Annotated in this window: 13 protein-coding genes; 8 read left to right on the top strand and 5 right to left on the bottom strand. The window is 65.8% G+C overall.

Annotated elements, in window-relative coordinates; genetic code table 11:
• Positions 1 to 2 precede the first annotated feature (2 nt).
• Together glgB and HMPREF3166_RS06510 are read right to left on the bottom strand one after the other, a co-directional pair.
• Positions 3 to 2,138: a 1,4-alpha-glucan branching protein GlgB gene (glgB, locus tag HMPREF3166_RS06515; protein ID WP_070488296.1), complete on the bottom strand. Its 2,136-nt coding sequence runs from the start codon at positions 2,136 to 2,138 to the stop codon at positions 3 to 5.
• An 11-nt stretch (positions 2,139 to 2,149) separates the two neighbouring features.
• Positions 2,150 to 4,174 carry an alpha-1,4-glucan--maltose-1-phosphate maltosyltransferase gene (locus tag HMPREF3166_RS06510; protein ID WP_070488294.1) on the bottom strand — a complete coding sequence of 675 codons (2,025 nt, stop codon included), beginning with the start codon at positions 4,172 to 4,174 and terminating at the stop codon, positions 2,150 to 2,152.
• A gap of 69 nt (positions 4,175 to 4,243) precedes the next feature.
• On the opposite strand from HMPREF3166_RS06510, the gene HMPREF3166_RS06505 reads away from it, so the two are divergent.
• From HMPREF3166_RS06505 to HMPREF3166_RS06485, 5 genes are all read left to right on the top strand, one after another.
• Positions 4,244 to 5,185 carry an ABC transporter ATP-binding protein gene (locus HMPREF3166_RS06505; RefSeq protein ID WP_141741141.1) on the top strand — a complete coding sequence of 314 codons (942 nt, stop codon included), beginning with the start codon at positions 4,244 to 4,246 and terminating at the stop codon, positions 5,183 to 5,185.
• Positions 5,186 to 5,226: 41 nt separating this feature from the next.
• Positions 5,227 to 6,138: an NUDIX hydrolase gene (locus HMPREF3166_RS06500; protein WP_070488292.1), complete on the top strand. Its 912-nt coding sequence runs from the start codon at positions 5,227 to 5,229 to the stop codon at positions 6,136 to 6,138.
• Positions 6,139 to 6,147: 9 nt separating this feature from the next.
• A complete protein-coding gene (locus HMPREF3166_RS06495) occupies positions 6,148 to 7,374 on the top strand; it encodes a THUMP-like domain-containing protein (protein ID WP_070488291.1) in 1,227 nt (408 codons plus the stop codon).
• 92 nt (positions 7,375 to 7,466) lie between these two features.
• Positions 7,467 to 8,255, top strand: a complete 789-nt coding sequence (locus tag HMPREF3166_RS06490) for an electron transfer flavoprotein subunit beta/FixA family protein (protein ID WP_034985575.1) — start codon at positions 7,467 to 7,469, stop codon at positions 8,253 to 8,255.
• Between the two features lie 21 nt (positions 8,256 to 8,276).
• Positions 8,277 to 9,230: an electron transfer flavoprotein subunit alpha/FixB family protein gene (locus HMPREF3166_RS06485; RefSeq protein ID WP_035012055.1), complete on the top strand. Its 954-nt coding sequence runs from the start codon at positions 8,277 to 8,279 to the stop codon at positions 9,228 to 9,230.
• 90 nt (positions 9,231 to 9,320) lie between these two features.
• Here the strand turns inward: HMPREF3166_RS06485 and HMPREF3166_RS06480 are convergent, their stop codons facing one another.
• Complete coding sequence (locus tag HMPREF3166_RS06480; RefSeq protein ID WP_049049860.1) at positions 9,321 to 10,520, bottom strand: ATP-binding protein; 1,200 nt, start codon at positions 10,518 to 10,520, stop codon at positions 9,321 to 9,323.
• Positions 10,521 to 10,822: 302 nt separating this feature from the next.
• Between HMPREF3166_RS06480 and HMPREF3166_RS06475 the strand changes: the two genes are divergently transcribed.
• The 3 genes from HMPREF3166_RS06475 to HMPREF3166_RS06465 are packed head-to-tail and all read left to right on the top strand — an operon-like array spanning position 10,823 to position 14,491.
• Positions 10,823 to 12,088 carry a cysteine desulfurase family protein gene (locus HMPREF3166_RS06475; RefSeq protein ID WP_371327263.1) on the top strand — a complete coding sequence of 422 codons (1,266 nt, stop codon included), beginning with the start codon at positions 10,823 to 10,825 and terminating at the stop codon, positions 12,086 to 12,088.
• Between the two features lie 29 nt (positions 12,089 to 12,117).
• Complete coding sequence (gene mnmA / locus HMPREF3166_RS06470) at positions 12,118 to 13,368, top strand: tRNA 2-thiouridine(34) synthase MnmA (RefSeq protein WP_070488289.1); 1,251 nt, start codon at positions 12,118 to 12,120, stop codon at positions 13,366 to 13,368.
• Between the two features lie 7 nt (positions 13,369 to 13,375).
• Positions 13,376 to 14,491, top strand: coding sequence for a uroporphyrinogen decarboxylase/cobalamine-independent methonine synthase family protein (locus HMPREF3166_RS06465; RefSeq protein ID WP_083293833.1), 1,116 nt, complete (start codon positions 13,376 to 13,378; stop codon positions 14,489 to 14,491).
• Positions 14,492 to 14,498: 7 nt separating this feature from the next.
• On the opposite strand, the gene HMPREF3166_RS06460 is transcribed toward HMPREF3166_RS06465, so the two are convergent.
• Complete coding sequence (locus HMPREF3166_RS06460; protein WP_070488288.1) at positions 14,499 to 15,389, bottom strand: aldo/keto reductase; 891 nt, start codon at positions 15,387 to 15,389, stop codon at positions 14,499 to 14,501.
• Between the two features lie 23 nt (positions 15,390 to 15,412).
• Positions 15,413 to 17,470 carry an NAD-dependent DNA ligase LigA gene (gene ligA / locus HMPREF3166_RS06455; RefSeq protein ID WP_070488286.1) on the bottom strand — a complete coding sequence of 686 codons (2,058 nt, stop codon included), beginning with the start codon at positions 17,468 to 17,470 and terminating at the stop codon, positions 15,413 to 15,415.
• Positions 17,471 to 17,481 lie beyond the last annotated feature (11 nt).

The following is a 17,481-nucleotide window of genomic DNA, read 5'->3' as shown; positions in this document are numbered from 1 at the left end:
GCTTAACTCTCCAGTACGAACCAGCGCGCGGTGTGCGCCGGGATCTGCAGCACGGCGGAGGCCTCCATACCGTGGGACCCGGCGGGCTCCGTGTGCAGGTCGCCGTTCACGCGGCCGGCGCCCTCGTACTGCACGTCGTCGGTGTTCAGCACCTCGCGCCACGTGCCGGCCTGCGGCAGGCCGATGCGGTAGTTCTCTTGGGTGGTGCCCGAGAAGTTAATAACACACGCCAGCTCGCGCCCACGGTGGCGTCGAATAAAGGAAAGAACGTTATTCGTCGAGTCGTCGCTGGCGATCCACTGGAAGCCCTCCGGCGCGTGATCCTGCCCCAGAGCGGGCTCGGAGTGGTAGAGCTTGTTCAGCTGGCTGGTCAGGGCGCTGATGCCGCGGTGGAACTCGCCCTCCCAGCCCTCGAGGTCGTGCCAGTCCAGGCCGCGGGACTCGTTCCACTCCTCGGTCTGGCCCCATTCCTGGCCCTGGAAGAGCAGCTTCTTGCCCGGGTGCGCCCACATGAACGCCAGGTAGCTGCGCACCATCGCCGCCTTGTCCCAGGCGGAACCGGCGGGCATACGCGACCACAGGGTTCCCTTGCCGTGCACGACCTCGTCGTGGCTGATCGGCAGCACGTACTTCTCGGAGTAGGCGTAGACCATCGAGAACGTGATTTCGTTGTGGTGGTAGCTGCGGTAGGCGGGATCGCGCTGGATGTACTCCAGGCTGTCGTGCATCCAGCCCATGTTCCACTTCAGGCTGAACCCCAGGCCGCCCTCGCTGGTGGGGGCGGTCACACCCGGCCAGGAAGTCGACTCCTCGGCGATGGTCAGCGAGCCCGGGCACTCGCGGTGCACGGTGGCGTTCATTTCCTTCAGGAACTCCACCGCATCCAGGTTCTCGCGCCCGCCGAACTCGTTGGGCAGCCAGTCATCGCGGGAGTAATCCAGGTACAGCATCGAGGCCACGGCATCGACGCGCAGACCGTCGATGTGGAACTCCTTGCACCAGTACAAAGCGTTCGCCACCAGGAAGTTGCGTACCTCGTTGCGCCCGAAGTCGAATACATAGGTGCCCCAGTCCGGCTGCTCGCCGCGGCGCGGATCCGGATGCTCGTAGCAGGCCTCGCCGTCGAAGCGGCCCAGAGCCCAGCCGTCCTTGGGGAAGTGGCCGGGAACCCAGTCCATAATCACGCCGATGCCGGCGCGGTGCAGCGAATCGATCAGGTAGCGCAGGTCGTCCGGGCCGCCGTAGCGGTTGTTCGGCGCGTAGTAGCCGGTCACCTGGTAGCCCCAGGAGGGCTCGAAGGGGTGCTCGGAAACACCCATCAGTTCCACGTGAGTGTAGCCCAGCTCCTGCACGTACTCCACCAGCTCCGCGGCCAGCTCCCGGTAGTTGCGCCCCTTGCGCCAGCTGCCTAGGTGCATCTCGTAGATGCTCATGGTCTCGTCCACGCCCACGGCGGCGCGGTGAGCCAGCCACTCGTCGTCGCCCCAGGCATAGTCGCTGTCCGCCACGACGATGGAAGCGGTCGCGGGGGCGGGCTCTGCCAGGCGCGCCATCGGGTCGGCCTTGTCCAGGCGTACGCCGTCGCCGGTGGTGATGGAGAACTTGTAGTGCGCCCCGGCACCCACGCTGGGGATCCACAGTTCCCAGATGCCGCTGCTACCCAGCGCGCGCATGGGGTGTTGGTTAGCGTTCCAGCCGTTGAAGTCGCCGATCACGGAAACACCCGCGGCATGCGGCGCCCACACGGAAAAGGACACGCCGCCGTCCAGCACGTGCGAGCCGAGCACCTTCCACAGCTCCTCGTGCCGCCCCTCTCCGATGAGGTAGCGATCCAGGTCGCCGACGGTAGGCAGACGCCGGTAGGGGTCTTCCAGGGTGGCGGTGGTGCCGCCGGCCCAGGTGACTTCGAAGACGTAGGTGTCTACGAAGTAATCCACGGTTGCGGTGAACAGCGCCGGGTATTCCTCTACCGGCTCCATCCGCACCGGCTCGCCGCCGTTGATGCGCACAGCGACGGACTCCGCCCCGCACTGGACAGTGCGGATGGTGGTGGCCCCGTCGCCGTCCTCGTGTGCCCCAAGTACGTCGTGTGGGGCGTGGTGCCTACGTTCTGCGAGCCGGTGGTAATCGTGGTTCATACCCGCCGATTCTACCTGCGGGGATCGTATTCTTCCTGGGCTCGCATGCAAACACGCTCGCGCTCACCCTCACCAAGGGTGGGCAGCCGGAAGATGTGCGCAACCTGGAAGTCCGGGTCCAGGCGCACGTAGTTGCTGGCGCCCCAGGTGTAGGTCTGGTTCGTCGGCAGGTCGGTGACCTCGAAGCGCGCATTTTCCGGCGCGCCCAGGCCAAGCGCTTCGGTATCCAGGTGCACAGAGCCCTCGACGATCGCGTTGGGGTTCAGGTTTACCACCACGAGCACCGCGTTGCCGGTAACACCGTCGACCTTCGAGTACGCGAGGAGGTCGTCGCTCGTGGTCTCGTGCAAGCGCAGGGTGCGCTGCTGCTGCAGCGCCGGGTTTTCTTGACGCCACAGGTTCAGATCCCTGATCCATTCAGCGCAGTTGTCCACTGAGTAGTCGCGCGGACGCAGCTCGTACTTCTCGGAGTCCAGGTATTCCTCCGAGCCCGCGTGAACCGGCGTGGATTCGTAGATCTCAAAGCCGGAGTACACGCCCCACAGCGGGGAGAGGGTGGAGGCCAGAGCGGCGCGGATAGCGAACATGGCCTTGCCGCCGGTCTGCAGGGATTCGTGCAGGATGTCCGGGGTATTGACGAACAGGTTCGGGCGGAAGACATCGGCGTAGTTGGCGATGTCCCCGGCGAACTCCTCCAGCGCCTCCTTGGTGGTCTTCCAAGTGAAGTAGCTGTAGGACTGCGTGAATCCCGCCTTGGCCAGGCCGTAGAGGCGTGGCGGTCGGGTGAAGGCCTCGGAGAGGAAGACCACGTCCGGGTCGGTGGCGTGGACCTCGGCGATCAGCCACTGCCAGAAGTTCGTGGGCTTGGTGTGTGGGTTATCCACGCGGAAGATGCGCACGCCGCGGCCGATCCACAGGCGCACAACCTTCAGCACCTCGCGGTACAGACCCTCCGGGTCGTTGTCGAAGTTCAGCGGGTAGATGTCCTGGTACTTCTTCGGAGGGTTCTCGGCGTAGGCGATGGTGCCGTCCGGCAGCACGGTGAACCACTCCGGGTGCTCCTTGGCCCACGGGTGGTCGGGGGCGCACTGCAGCGCAAGGTCCAGGGCGACCTTCAGACCCTGCTTGTTGGCGTCGGCGACGAAGTTCTCGAAGTCCTCGACGGTACCGAGGCGTGGGTGTACGGCCTCGTGGCCGCCGTCCTTGGAGCCGATGGCCCACGGGGAGCCGACGTCCTCCGGGGTGGGGGTCAGAGTGTTGTTCTTACCCTTGCGGTTGATCTCGCCGATCGGGTGAATCGGCGGCAGGTACAGCACGTCGAAGCCCATGTCCGCGATGCGCGGCAGGTCCGCGGCAGCGGTGGCGAAGGTGCCGTGCACCGGGTTGCCGTCGGCATCCCAACCGCCAGTGGAGCGGGGGAACATCTCGTACCAGGCGCCCACGCCGGCGGTCTTTTCCTCCACCAGCACGTGGAACTCCGGGCCGCGGGTCAGCAGGTCGCGCAGCGGGCGCTTGTCCAGGGCCTCCTTGATTTCCGGAGACAGGGCGGTGGCCAGGCGCTCGTCGATGCTCAAGGATTCATCGCGCAGCTGGCCTGGCACGGAAGCCACCAGCTCCCGGTGCTTACGGGAGGCCTTCTCCGCCGCCCGCTCGAACAGGCGCGCGCCGAGCTCAAAATCATTGGCCAGCGCCTGGGCATCCTGTCCTGCGGCTACCTTCTTGGTGATTGCGTTGAACCATGTGGCTGCTGGATCCGACCAGGCGTCAACACGAAAGGTCCACATACCCGGCACATCCGGAACGAACACGGCATGGCGACGGTCGACGTCATCGGGGTCAGGCGACATCGTGATCTTCGCGCGGCCACCCTCGGCACCGGCGGGGCGACGGACGACGAGGGTGGCGGAGATGGCGTCGTGCCCCTCGCGCCAGACGCTCGCGCTGACCGGAAACACCTGGCCGACGATGGCCTTGGCGGGGGTGGCTCCGTGGGAGATGACGGGGGAGATGCAGTCGATGCCGAGGCGGCCGGTCATGGGAAAGCTCCTTTAAATGGCAGTGGGGGATCCGTTGGCAGTTCGCGTTGGTGCTTACACAGCAAGCCTATGTTGTTGGCACACTTCGCGCGGATCTTGAGGCACCATGGGGGAGTGAGCGAGAACGTGACGAACTTGATTTCCACCCCGGCCACCGCGCAGGTTGACGAGGACGACCTGATCGTAAACATGCGCAACGTCTCCGTCGTGCGCGACGGACGAGCCATCCTGGCGCCGATGGATTGGCAGGTGGAGCTGGACGAACGCTGGATCATCGTCGGCCCCAACGGGGCGGGCAAGACCACCCTGATGCGCCTGGCATCCGCGCAGATGTTCCCGACCACTGGCACCGTGAAGCTCATCGGCGAGCAAGTGGGCAAGGTGGACCTGCGCGAGCTGCGCACCGCCATCGGCATGAGCTCCTCGGCGCTGGCGCAGCGCGTGCCGGGGGATGAGAAGGTCGCGGACATCGTGATTTCCGCCGGCTATGACGTGCTGGGCCGCTGGCGCGAGGATTACGACGAGCTGGACTACGAGCGCGCCATTGAGATCCTGGAAAGCGTCGGCGCCTACCACCTGGCCGAGCAGACCTGGAGGACCCTAAGCGAAGGTGAGCGCAAGCGCGTGCTTATCGCCCGCGCCCTGATGAACGACCCCGAGCTGCTACTGCTGGACGAGCCGGGCGCCGGCCTGGACCTCGGCAGCCGCGAGGACCTGGTGGCGCTGCTGTCGGACCTGGCGGCGGATGCGGACTCGCCGGCGATCGTGATGATTACCCACCACGTAGAGGAGATCCCGCCGGGGTTCACCCACGCCCTGCTGCTGGACGAGGGCGAGGTTGTTGCCCAGGGCATCCTGGAAGACGTAATGACCAGCGAGAACCTCACCCGCACCTTCCACCAGCCGATCGAGGTTAAGCACGAAGACGGCCGCTGGTTCGCCCGCCGCAGCCGCCAGCGCCGGGGTAGCCACCGTTCCGGTGGGGCCGGTGGAGCCAGTGGAGCCCGGTGAAGACAGCGACCGCCGCTAGGAAGATCGGTAGACTCTGATCCATGAAGGAAAACCGTTTAGGCCCAGTGCAGCCACGTCACGCGTCAACGGTGATTCTGTTGCGCGACACGTTGTCGGGGATCGAGGTGTACGTCCAGGAGCGTGCCTCGACCATGAAGTTCTGCGCGGAGATGACGGTTTTCCCAGGTGGCGGGGTGGATTCCCGAGACATGCCGGGAGACGTCGACGGCGATGGCCACATGTCGCCGGCCATCAATTGGCAGGGCGCAGAGGTCAAGTGGTGGGCCAAGCGCCTGCAGAAACCAGAATCCATGGCCCGCGCCCTGGTCTGCGCCGCGGTGCGCGAGACCTTCGAGGAGTGCGGCACGCTGCTGGCCACCCACCGCGATGGCTCCCCGGTGGTGGACACCACGCCCTACCAGGAGGAACGCAAGCTGCTGGAGAACCACCAGCTGAGCTTCTCCGACTTCATGAGCAACAACAACCTGGTCTTGCGCTCCGACCTGCTGCGCCCCTGGGCTAACTGGGTCACTCCGGTGGAGCAGCCGATCCGCTACGACACGGCCTTCTTCGTGGCCGCCATGCCGGAAGGGCAGGAGACCCGGGCCGATACCCCGGAGGCTACCTCGACGGGCTGGTTCCGTCCGTCCACGCTGCTGGACGGCTGGCGCTCTCGCAAGATCTCCCTGATGCCGCCGACATGGGCGCAGCTGAAGTTGCTGGATACCTTCCGCACAATCGAGGAGGTTCTGGAGTTCTCCTCCAGCCTTTCCGTCGACCCGGTGCTCGAGGAGCCCGTCGACGAGCCGTACATGGCCGAGTACTACCTGATGGAGCAGCAGATGTATGGCGCACCTGCCCGCCAGTTCGCGCCGGGCATGAAGTTCGTCGTAGACCCCGCCGAGATGCCGGAGAACCCTTTCGCCATTCGTCCCCACTCCTACGAGCAGTAGCGCGCAAAGATGGCCTTTTCTGCCGCCGAGCTGGATTTTCTGCTCGCCGATTGCGCCGCTGGCTCGCCCCTTATTAATGACGCCACCACGTACCAGCTGACCAAGAAATCTCTCGTGCAGGACCTTTCTCACCTGCGAAAGGCACACGGCGAGCACGCTCGTGCCCTGGTGGAACTGGTACAGGCCCGCCGGGCAGGCAAGCTGCTGGAGAATTGGCTGATGGATAGCGAATCCGTCCAGCAGGCCACCCCGCCAGTGGTCGCCGCGTGGCGCGCGGAGGTGTTGAAGGCCGCCGGGGTGGAGGCTGCCGTGGATGTCACCTGCAGCATCGGCACCGAGCTGCACGCGCTGGCCAATGCAGGGCTGCGGGCACTGGGCGGGGACCTGGACCACCAGCGCCTGCGGATGGCTCGCTTCAATGTGCCGGAAGTTCCGGTCGTGCGGATGGATGCGCTGCGACCCGCGTTCGCCGGTGACCTGAAATCCGGCGCACTGAAATCCGGCGTGGTGGTGGCGGACCCCGCACGCCGGAACTCCTCGGGGCGCATCACCAAGCTGGACGACCTGCAGCCGCCACTGCCGGAACTTATGGACTGCTACGACAAACTGGTGGTCAAATGCGCGCCGGGTATCGACTACTCCGAGTTCGACGGCCACGTGGAGGTCGTTTCCGTCGACGGAGGAGTAAAGGAGACGTGCCTGTATTCACCCGCGATCCTCGGGCGGGGGCGCCGGGCGGTGGTGATGGGGGCGTCATCAGTTAAAGAAACAGTGACAAGCGACGAGCCCGAGACCGACCGCGTGGGCGGGGTAGGGCGCTACATCGTGGACCCCGATGGTGCCATCGTGCGCGCCGGGCTGGTGCGCCAATACGCGGCGCGGCATGGGCTGTGGCAGCTGGACCCCCACATCGCGTACCTAACCGGCGACGAGCTGCCCGCGGGCGTGCGAGGCTTTGAGGTTGTCGAAGAAGTGCCGCTGAAGAAGGCGCGGCCCGCGCTAGTGGGACTGGGTGCGAAGAGCGTGGAAATCCTCGTGCGCGGCGTGGACGTTGACCCCGACGAGCTGCGAAAGAAGTGGAAGCTGAAGAAGGGCAACGCAGGCGGAAACGGTGGCGCAAGCGGTGCCGGAGCGGCTGATACTGCTTACTCCGTCGTGGTTACGCGCATCGGCGAGGGCGGCGCTGCCAAGGCTGTGGCCTTTATCTGTAGGGCTCGCCGCAGCTCGCGGGGGTAGTTCTAAAACAATATAAGAAATTTGTGGCGGTGGTCACCTGGTGGTAGGTACTATGGTGCCAAATCACAATACCCAAGCAGGAAGGTCAACGAATGTCGAACATCGTTGTTCTGGTTAAGCAGGTGCCGGACACCTACTCCGAGCGCAAGCTCACCGACGATGACTTCACCCTCGACCGCGACAGCGCAGACGCTGTCCTGGACGAAATTAACGAAAACGCTGTTGAGGCTGCACTGCAGCTGAAGGAAGCAGACAGCTCCCGCAACGTCATCGTTCTGTCCGTCGGCCCGGAGCGCGCAACCGAGGCGCTGCGTAAGGCACTGTCCCTGGGCTGCGACGAGGCCAAGCTGGTTGTCGACGAGAACCTGGCTGGCTCCGACGCACTGGGCACGGCATGGACCCTGTCCAACGCTCTGAACCAGATCGAGGACATCGAGCTGATTATCGCCGGTAACGCCTCCACCGACGGTGGCGCTGGCTCCATCCCGGGCCTGCTGGCTGAGTACCGCCAGATCCCGGCTCTGACTCACATGGAAGAGCTGAGCGTTGAGGGCGGCAAGGTCACCGGTAAGCGCGTTACCGAAGAGGGCGTGTTCGGCCTGGAGGCTCCGACCCCGGCCATCGTGTCTGTGACTGAGAAGTCCAACACCCCGCGCTTCGCTGCCTTCAAGGGCATCATGGCTGCCAAGAAGAAGACCATCGAAGAGCTGTCTCTGGAAGAGATCGGCGTGGACGCTGCAAACGTTGGCCTGGCAAACGCCACCACCTCCGTTTCCGCTTCCACCCCGAAGCCGCCGAAGTCGGCTGGTGAGATCGTCAACGACGAGGGCGAGGGCGGCAAGCAGCTGGTCGAGTTCCTGGTCAAGGAAAAGCTGGTTTAAGGGAAGTAGGGATTTAAGGACATGACCAACGTACTAGTACTGGTTGAGCACGGTGAGGGTCAGCTGAAGAACTCCACCGTCGAGCTGATCACCGCTGCACGTGTGTTCGGCACCGTCGGCGCCGTCGTTGTTGGCGCTCCCGGCACCACCGAGAAGCTGCAGGGCGCACTGGCCGAGGCTGGCGCAGAGACCATCTACGCCGCAGAGTCCGACCAGGCAGAGTCCCTGCTGGTTACCCCGGAGGTCGACGCACTGTCCGGCCTGGCAGCTCAGCTGCAGGTTCCGGTTATCGTCTCCGCTACCGCAACCGGCAACGAGGTTGCAGGCCGCGTAGGCGCTCGCGTTGCTTCCGGTGTTCTGTACAACACCAGCAGCATCACCGCCGAGAAGTCCGCTGAGATCAGCATCTTCGGTGGCGCTTACACCGTTACCGCTTCCGCCGCTGGCGCATCCCCGGTCTTCACCCTGGCTCCGGGCTCCCTGGATCCGGAGCCGCAGGCTGCCGCTGGCAACGTCCAGCAGGTTGAGCTGCCGGGTGCTGGCCCGACCGCCGTCACCATCACCTCCTTCGCTCCGGCTGAGGCTGGCGACCGTCCGGACCTGACCGAGGCCAACATCGTGGTCTCCGGTGGCCGTGGCGTGGGTGGCTCCGAGGGCTTCACCGACGTTGTCGAGCCGCTGGCCGACGTCATGGGTGCCGCTGTTGGTGCTTCCCGTGCGGCTGTGGACGCCGACTACTACCCGGGCAAGTTCCAGGTTGGTCAGACCGGTGTTACGGTCTCCCCGAACCTGTACATCGCACTGGGCATCTCCGGCGCTATCCAGCACAAGGCTGGTATGCAGACCTCCAAGACCATCGTTGCTGTGAACAAGGACGAAGAGGCTTCCATCTTCGAGATCGCAGACTTCGGTGTTGTCGGCGACCTGTTCAAGGTTGCTCCGCAGGCTACCGAGGAGCTGAAGAACCGCAAGTAGTTCTTCGCCCTAGGCTTTAACAGCCGGCGCCCTTTCGCTTAGCTTTTCGCAGGCGGGAGGGCGCCGGTTTTTCCTATGCCCTGTTCGGCGCTATGCGTCCTGCTGTCGGATGTAGTCCTCCATGTACGGCAGCGTGAATCGCACGCGACCGAATCCCGCTGACTCGATCAGATCGCGGGTAATCAGGCGGCTTCGCCAGGTGGACAGGCCTCTCGGCTCCACGCCCAGGCGGGCGGCGATGTCGCCAGTCTTGACATCTCTCGTTGCCGGTGCTGCTGCACTCACCGGTTCTGGTTCGGACGCCCCTTCGTCGGCACTAATCGCAGCCATCGCGCGGAGGAAGTTCATTTCGCCCTCCGGCAGGCGGCTGAGTGCGGGCCGGTGGACGTGGCTAGTCATGCGGTCGATAGCCCGCTGGGAGGCCGTCTCCACGTGTGTGGCTTCGATGGTGTTCGAACTGTCGATCCCGGCAGCCGCCCAGGACAGTGCGCCAACCACTTGGATGAGGTATGGGTATCCGCGGCAAATGTCGGTGGCGCGGACTAGGGCGTCATCAGTAAAAGGGCGGCCAGAATCCGCGGCGGTGATGGCGAGGGTCTTCGAGACTTCCTCAGTCGGCACAGCGTGGAGGTCTACGCGGAAGGCGCGGCGGAGGAACGTGGTGCCCTCGTGCTGCAGTAGCGTGTCCACGCCGTGGGGCAGACCTGCGCAGACGAAGGCGATGTCGCGCTCGTCGCGCATGAGGTCCTGGACCGCTGTGGCCAGGCGGTGGAGCTGGTCGAGGTCGGCGGATTGCAGCTCGTCGAGGGTGATGAGGATGCCAGTGCCGGTGATTGCGTCGGAGAGTTCGCGCAGGCGGGTGATGAGCGTCGGTACGCTACGGAGTTCTTCGGCCCGCGAGTGCGCTTCCGTGCGGAAGCTGCCCACGCCGGTGATGGAGGCCCCGGAAAGCTTGCGCTCCGGTGGCTGCTCGATGCTAGTGATGGCGGTGGGGATCGTTGTTTCGACCAGCTCGGAGATCATGTCGCTATTGGGGTAGGCGCGCAGGACGATCCAACCCTGGGCGCGGGCTTTGTCCTCGATCTCGTTAAGCAGCACCGTTTTGCCCACGCCACGTAGACCGCTGGCTAAGATCGTGCGGTGCGGGGAGCCGGGACCTTCGGCGAGACTGAGCTCGAAATCCTGCAGTAGCTCGGCCCTGCCCGCCAGGTAGTACGGCGACGTGCCGAAGCTGGGGCGGAAGGGGTTTCGCTGGCCGGGTACAGCGGACTGGCGTGCCGAGTTGGTCATGCTTCACAGCATAGTGGAGCTTTGCTAGATTCTGTTAGATCTGTTAGATCTCAGTGGGCTTGTTAGAAGTGTTAGATCCGGGATCTTTCGATCCGGCTGTGTCCTTGTCTGTGTCCCTGTCCGTGTCCTTGCCCTTATTGTTCTTCCGAAGCAAATAGATGATCGCGATGAGCAGGCCAGGAACTGCAAGGACAAGACCCATTGTTATCGCTCTTGTAGCTATCGACTCTGGCTACCTCAATAGTATCAAGAGGCAACGGTCCCGTGAGCGGTGTGCGGTGCCCAAGAAGTAGGGTAGGGGCGTGAACAAGACCAACAGCGCAGAAACCGACGGTGCGGGAACTAGCGGCGCGGGAGCTGGTGCCGCGGGAGGTAGTGCAGCGAGCGCGCGGGGGCGCCTGTACGTGGACAACGCGGCGTCCCAGGCCCTGCGGCCCGAAGCGCAGGAGGCGATGGAGCGTGCTGCAGGGCTGCTAAACCCTGCTGGCCAGTACAAGACAGGTCGCGATGCCCGCCGCAGCCTCGAGGACGCCCGCGAACAGATCGCCGAACTCCTCGGTGCGGATGCAGCAGAGGTGATCTTCACCGGCTCCGGCACGGAGGCCGACAACATCGCCATCCAGGGGCTCGCGTTTGGTTCGAAGGCTCACCGTGGCGCACACGTGATCGCCAGCTCCGACATCGAACACCCCGCCGTGGTCGAGTCCGTCGACTGGCTCACGGCCGGGCCGCTCGATCTGGGCTTTGACCGTGTGGTCCTTCCTGTGGACGCCGCCGGCCGCATCCGCGCCGAAGACTGGATTGCCGGTCTAGAAGATAGCGCGGGCGCGCCCAGCGACCTCGCACTGCTGACCTGCATGTGGGCCAACAACGAAACCGGCGCAATCCAGCCGTTGGAGAGTCTCGCCAGCTTCGCCCGCGACAACGGCGTACCCTTCCACACCGACGCGGTGCAAGCTGTCGGCCACATCCCCGTCGACTTCCACGCCCTCGGCGCCACCACGCTGGCCGCCAGCGCCCACAAGTTCGGCGGCCCGAAGAACACGGGCCTGATGCTCGCCCGCCGGGACGCGGACATCTTAAGCCCCGTGCGCGGAGGCGGCCAGGAGCGAAAGCTCCGCTCCGGCACAGTGAACGTGCAGGGTGCGGTGGGATGTGCGGCGGCGCTGGCGTCATCAATTAAAGAACTAGAACAAGCAACCGCCAGAATGCGCGTGGCGCGCGAGAGGCTACGGGCGGCGGCGCAGGGCATCGACGGCGTGCGGATTTGGACTCCCGAGGTCGGCGCGCTGCCCGGGCACCTGCACATGAGCTTCCCCGGCGCGGAGGGTGACTCACTGATCATGCTTTTGGACGCCGCCGGGGTGGACGCATCGACGGGCTCCGCCTGCAGCGCCGGGGTGAACCGTGCCAGCCACGTGCTGACTGCCATGGGCGTGCCAGTGGACGTGGCAAGGGGAGCGCTGCGGATAACTCTGGGGGCGGACATCACCGACGACCAGGTCGATTACCTGGCGGGCATCCTGCCGCGTGTGGTCGAGCAGGCCCGCGCTGCCGGAATGGCCTAAAAGGCCGGTACGCGAGTAGGGTGCCAAACATGCGAGTAGTAGCAGCAATGAGTGGCGGTGTGGATTCCGCCGTGGCGGCCTCCCGAGCGCTCGAGGCCGGGCACGAAGTGATCGGCGTACACCTGGCGCTATCCCAGTCTCCCGAGGCCGTGCGGGCGGGTTCGCGCGGGTGCTGCTCCCTGGAGGACTCCGCGGACGCACGCCGCGTGGCCGACAAGCTGGGGATTCCTTTCTACGTGTGGGACTTCTCCGACCGCTTTAAGGCCGACGTGATCGACGATTTCGTGAATTCCTACGCCATCGGCGAGACCCCGAACCCGTGCCTGCGCTGCAACGAGAAGATCAAGTTTGAGGCGCTGCTGGACCGTTCCATCGCGCTGGGATTCGACGCGGTGGTGACCGGCCACTACGCCCGCCTGCACGACGGTGTGATGCGCCGCGGCGTAGACGCCAACAAGGACCAGTCCTACGTTCTGGGCGTGCTTACCGACGAGCAGCTGGCGCACTGCATGTTCCCGGTCGGCGACACAGTTAAGCCGGAGATCCGCGAGGAGGCGAAGGACCGCGGTTTTGGTGTGGCCTCCAAGCCGGATTCCCACGACATCTGCTTCATCCCCGACGGGCAGACGCAGGCATTTCTTGGGAAGAAGATCGGTCTGCGGCCGGGGCTCATGAAGGACCAGGACGGCTCGACCGTGGCTGAACACGACGGCGTGTACGGCTTCACCATCGGCCAGCGCAAGGGGCTGGGGCTGCCGCGCGAGGGTCTGGACGGCAAGCCGCGCTATGTGACGGATATTGACGCCGCCACGGGCACCGTGACCATCGGCCAGCGCGACGATCTACGGGTCGGTGGGATCACGGCCGATCGACTGAAGCGCCTGGACCCTTCCGTGCACGGCCGCGAATTCGAGTGTGAGGTGCAGGTGCGCGCCCACGGCGGGGTAGTGCCCGCCACCGCGCGGCTAGTGGACGACCCGGAGGGGACCACGCCGGCGGGGCGCGTCAAGAAGGAGGGCGAGAGCCCGTGGCGCCTGGAGCTAGACCTGCACGAGCCGTTGCAGGGCGTGGCGCGCGGTCAGGCCGCTGTGGTCTACCAGCCGGACGCCGAAGGCGACATCCTGCTGGGCAGCGGCACCATCCGCGCCACCGCGCCGTGGAACGACGCGGGTGAGTCTGCGCCGCGGAACGACGCGGATGAGCCTGCGCCGCGGGATAGCGCTGCGAACGCCGGAGCCGCTGGCAGCGCGGGTGAGCGCGCAACGCCGGCAGAGGCGTAGCGCGGCGATGGCAGACAACACCGAGCAGTCGGAGCCGATCGGGCGCCTGGGCTGGTGGGAGAGCACCGTCACGGACCATGCGGAGGTGCGCGCCGCGATGCAGTCCGCGCTGACCCGCACGTGCGACGTGGACGAGGACACAGGCGTGCCGCCGGTTATGTCGTTTCCCCGCTGCGGGCGGGCGGGAGATCTCACTGCGCTGACGGCCAGCTTCGCGCAGCTGCCGATCCGCGCTAATCCCCGCGGGTGGGAGCTGACTGCCCACCCGAGCCTGGAATCCCGGCGCATGGACGGCTGGGTACGCGAGGCCACGGATGCCGCCGAGGAGCTGCTGACGGGCAAGGTCGAGCGGCTGATGCTGCACGTCACCGGCCCGTGGACCTTTGGTGCGGAGGTGGAGTTCCGCGGCCACCCCGTGCTGCGCGACCGCCCGGCGTTTAAGGACTGCGCCCTGCACCTGGGTTTCGGCGTGGAGCAGATCGCCGGTGCGCTGTCAGCGGCGCTCGGCTGCGAGGTCGTCATCGCACTTCACGAGCCGCGCGTCCGCGAGGTCATGGGTGGCCTACCCGGCGCCACCCGCTTCGATACCATCCCCGCCGTCGACCGCGAGTTCATCTACGGGGTGTGGCAGCGCTTCCAGCAGCAGGTCGCGCGCCCGGTGGTGCTGGACACGGGGTCTTTTATCGACGACGCCCTCTCGCACGCGCCCGGCTTCCACCGCATCGTGGTGCTCGCGGATCAGTTGCAGACAACCAGCGGTAAAGACCTGGTCGGCGGGATGATCGGACGCGGCCAGGGGATTGGTTGGGCGGTACCCCAGGCGGCGCCGTCGGTGGGCGGGGAGACTCCCGGCGCCCGAGGGCACGCTGCTGCGCATCCGGGGCCAGCCGGCGCGGAGAGTGCCGGCGCCCCTGCCGAGGACGTCAGCGGGGCCGACGTGGAGGCCGCCGCGGGCGACATCGCCCGCGCCGTGCTGCGCCAGTGGCAGCAGTGGACCCTGCCCGCCGACGAACTGCCGGGGCTGGTGGACATCGTGGTTCCCGAGGGCAAGCGCACCGCCGCGCAGGCCTCCGTGGCGGCAGCTCGGGCGCGCCACGCGGCGGCCCTGCTCTGGCGCAACTGATTTCGCGCTAAAACTCCTCGTAGACCGCCGGGTCCTGGTTCTTCCGGCGCCCGTCCGGGCGCCCCAGCGCGGTGATCGCCTCGATCTCCGCCTCGCTCAGCGTGACGTTCAGCGAGTCCAGGTTTTCGCGCTGCCGCTCCTCCGAGGCAGCCTTCGGGATCGCCAGTACCCCGCGGCCGCGGTGCCACGCTAGGACGACCTGCCCGGGGGTTGCGGAGTGGGCGTCAGCAATCTCGGCAATGACCGGCTCCTCCAGAACCGCGCCGCGCAACAGCGGCGACCAGGCCTGCGTCACGATGCCGAGCTCCCGGTGTGCCGCGACGGCCTCGGCCTGTGGAAAGTGCGGGTGCAGCTCGATCTGGTTGACCACCGGGTACTCGCCGGTGGCGGCGTGGACGGCCTCCAAGTGCTCGGGCAGGAAGTTGCACACGCCCACGTGGCGGATCAGCCCGCGTTCGCGCAGCTCCAGTAGAGTTTCGAAGGCTTCGACGTAGTGGCCCTGTTTGGGGTTCGGCCAGTGGATGAGGTGCAGGTCGATGCGGTCCAGGCCTAGGCGAAAGAGGGATTCCTCGACGGAGGCGACAGCGTCGTCGTGGCGCTGATAGCGGCCGGGCAACTTGGATGTGACGAGCACCTCGTCGCGGCGGATCGCGCTGGCAGGATCCGCCAGGTCAGGCGCGTCCGCGGTTCCGGTTGCTGCGGCTCCGGGCGCGGTGGCACCAGTTGCAGCGCGGACGCCCGCGCCCACCGCGCCCTCGTTTTCGTAGTTGTAGGCCGTGTCGATCAGACGGTAACCCGCACGGATGCCCGCGGACACGGAGTCCGCGCCAGCCTGGCCCTGCAGCTTGTATGTGCCGAGCCCGATCTCCGGGAGAGAAAGAGCTGTAGTTTCAGTCATTCGTTCCTGCCTCTCTACTCAGTTCAGTCTTGCGCCGTTCGGTTTGCGCCGTTTTCCAGCAGCTCCTTAAAGCCTGCCTCGTCCAGCACCGGCACACCCAGGTCCTCGGCCTTCTTCAGCTTGGAACCAGCCTTTTCGCCCGCCACCAGGAAGTCCGTCTTCTTCGACACGCTGCCCGCTGCCTTGCCGCCGCGAGCCTCGATAGCCTCCTTCGCAGCCGTGCGGTCGAAGTCCTCCAGCGATCCGGTAACCACGATAGTTAGGCCCTCCAATAGCGCGGAATCCACGCCATCCGCCTCGCCGGAAGCTTCCCCGGCCTCCTGACGCATCCGCACGCCAGCCGCCGCCCAGCGGTCCACGATCCGGCGGTGCCAATCCACCGCGAACCAATCCGAGATCGACTCCGCGATCGTCTCTGCTACACCGTCGATGCCGGCCATCTCCTCGACTGAGGCCGAGGCGATGTCCTCCACGGACTCGAAATGCTTCGCCAAAGCCTTCGCCGCAGTCGGCCCCACGTGCCGGATGGACAGAGCCACCAGCACCCGCCACAGGTCCGCCTCCTTCGCAGTCTGCAGCTTCTCCAGCAAAGTCTCACCGGACTTATTCAGTTTCCCGGCCTTCGTCGCATAGGAACTGGTCTTTTCCAGATCCTCGGCGCTCAAGTCGAATAGCTCCGACTCGTCGGCCAGTACACCGGAATGGATCAGATCATAAGCGCCCTTTTCCCCCAAGGCGTCGATATCAAAAGCCTTGCGGGAAGCCAGGTACGTCAACCGGGTATGCAACTGGCCAGGACAGTATTGCGTGTTGGGGCAACGCCAGTCGGCGTCACCAACCTTCGAAGGAGCCAAACGGGTGCCGCACTCGGGGCAGAACGTCGAGAACAGGAAAGGCCGCTCCGCACCCGTGCGCTTGTCCTCAACCGGGCCCAGCACCTCCGGGATGACCTCGCCGGCCTTGCGGATGGTGATCGTATCGCCCAGCATCACGCCCTTGCGGTGCGCCTCCGTCGGGTTGTGCAGGGTGGCCATCGAGACCGTGGAGCCCGCGACGTACTTCGGCTCCATGACGGCATATGGCGTGGCGCGACCCGTCCGGCCGATGCCGACGCGGATGTTGTGCAGCGTGGTCATCGCCTCCTCCGGCGGGTACTTGTAGGCGATCGCCCAGCGTGGGGCACGGCTGGTGTGGCCCAGCTCCAGCTGCTCTTCCAAGGAATCGACCTTGACGACCAGCCCGTCCATCTCGTGCGCCGCGTCGTGGCGGTGGTTTCCCCAGTACTCGACCTGCTGCTGGACCTCCTTAGCAGAGTGAACTTGCTTGGTGTACGGGCTAACCGGCAGCCCCCACGCGGCAATCGCGCGGTACGCATCGTGCTGGGACGCGGGGGAGAAGCCCTCGCGCGCGCCGATACCGTGGCAGATCAGCTTCAGCGGGCGCTTGGCCGTGTCCGCGGAATTCTTCTGCCGCATCGCGCCCGCGGCGGCGTTGCGAGGGTTGGCGAACATCTTCAGCCCCTCAGCCTGGCGCTGGGCGTTCATGGCGGCGAAGTCCTCGACGTCGATGAACACCTCGCCACGGATTTCCACCAGAGCCGGTACGGGGAATTCGTCGGTGCCGTGGAGGGTATCCGGGATGTCGTCGAGGGTCCGCGCGTTGTGGGTGATGTCCTCGCCCGTCGTACCGTCGCCGCGGGTCAGCGCGAGTTCCAGCTGGCCGTCGATGTAAAGGAGGTTTATTGACGCCCCGTCGATCTTCAACTCCGTCAGATATGTCTTCGCGGGGGTGCGGTCCAGCCAGCCGGCGAGTTGCTCGGTATCAAAGACGTTGTCCAGGCTGAGCATCGGCTCGCGGTGGTCAACATTGCGGAACGGACTGCTGGTGGGCGGAGCGGGGGCGACTTCCTCGGTGGGGGAAGAGCCGGTGACGATTTCCGGGTGGGCCCGCTCTAGGTCTTTGAGCTCCTGCAGCAGGGCGTCGAAGTCCGCATCCGAGATCTCCGGTTCGCCGTAGTAGTAGAGCTGCCGGTGGTGGCGCACCTGGTCAGCGAGTTCTTGCCAGCGGGATTGAGTACTCACCCCCGCTAGTC

Origin of the sequence: Corynebacterium sp. HMSC08A12 (assembly GCF_001807485.1) — a bacterium.
GTDB lineage: Bacteria > Actinomycetota > Actinomycetes > Mycobacteriales > Mycobacteriaceae > Corynebacterium > Corynebacterium evansiae.
This window is presented reverse-complemented; position numbering and strand designations above follow the sequence as displayed.

Excerpts from the sequence above, each read along its gene's own strand:
- glgB (WP_070488296.1), bottom strand. The coding sequence starts at position 2,138 with ATGAACCACGATTACCACCGGCTCGCAGAACGTAGGCACCACGCCCCA.
- HMPREF3166_RS06510 (WP_070488294.1), bottom strand. The coding sequence starts at position 4,174 with ATGACCGGCCGCCTCGGCATCGACTGCATCTCCCCCGTCATCTCCCAC.
- HMPREF3166_RS06505 (WP_141741141.1), top strand. The coding sequence starts at position 4,244 with ATGTTGTTGGCACACTTCGCGCGGATCTTGAGGCACCATGGGGGAGTG.
- HMPREF3166_RS06500 (WP_070488292.1), top strand. The coding sequence starts at position 5,227 with ATGAAGGAAAACCGTTTAGGCCCAGTGCAGCCACGTCACGCGTCAACG.
- HMPREF3166_RS06495 (WP_070488291.1), top strand. The coding sequence starts at position 6,148 with ATGGCCTTTTCTGCCGCCGAGCTGGATTTTCTGCTCGCCGATTGCGCC.
- HMPREF3166_RS06490 (WP_034985575.1), top strand. The coding sequence starts at position 7,467 with ATGTCGAACATCGTTGTTCTGGTTAAGCAGGTGCCGGACACCTACTCC.
- HMPREF3166_RS06485 (WP_035012055.1), top strand. The coding sequence starts at position 8,277 with ATGACCAACGTACTAGTACTGGTTGAGCACGGTGAGGGTCAGCTGAAG.
- HMPREF3166_RS06480 (WP_049049860.1), bottom strand. The coding sequence starts at position 10,520 with ATGACCAACTCGGCACGCCAGTCCGCTGTACCCGGCCAGCGAAACCCC.
- mnmA (WP_070488289.1), top strand. The coding sequence starts at position 12,118 with ATGCGAGTAGTAGCAGCAATGAGTGGCGGTGTGGATTCCGCCGTGGCG.
- HMPREF3166_RS06465 (WP_083293833.1), top strand. The coding sequence starts at position 13,376 with ATGGCAGACAACACCGAGCAGTCGGAGCCGATCGGGCGCCTGGGCTGG.
- HMPREF3166_RS06460 (WP_070488288.1), bottom strand. The coding sequence starts at position 15,389 with ATGACTGAAACTACAGCTCTTTCTCTCCCGGAGATCGGGCTCGGCACA.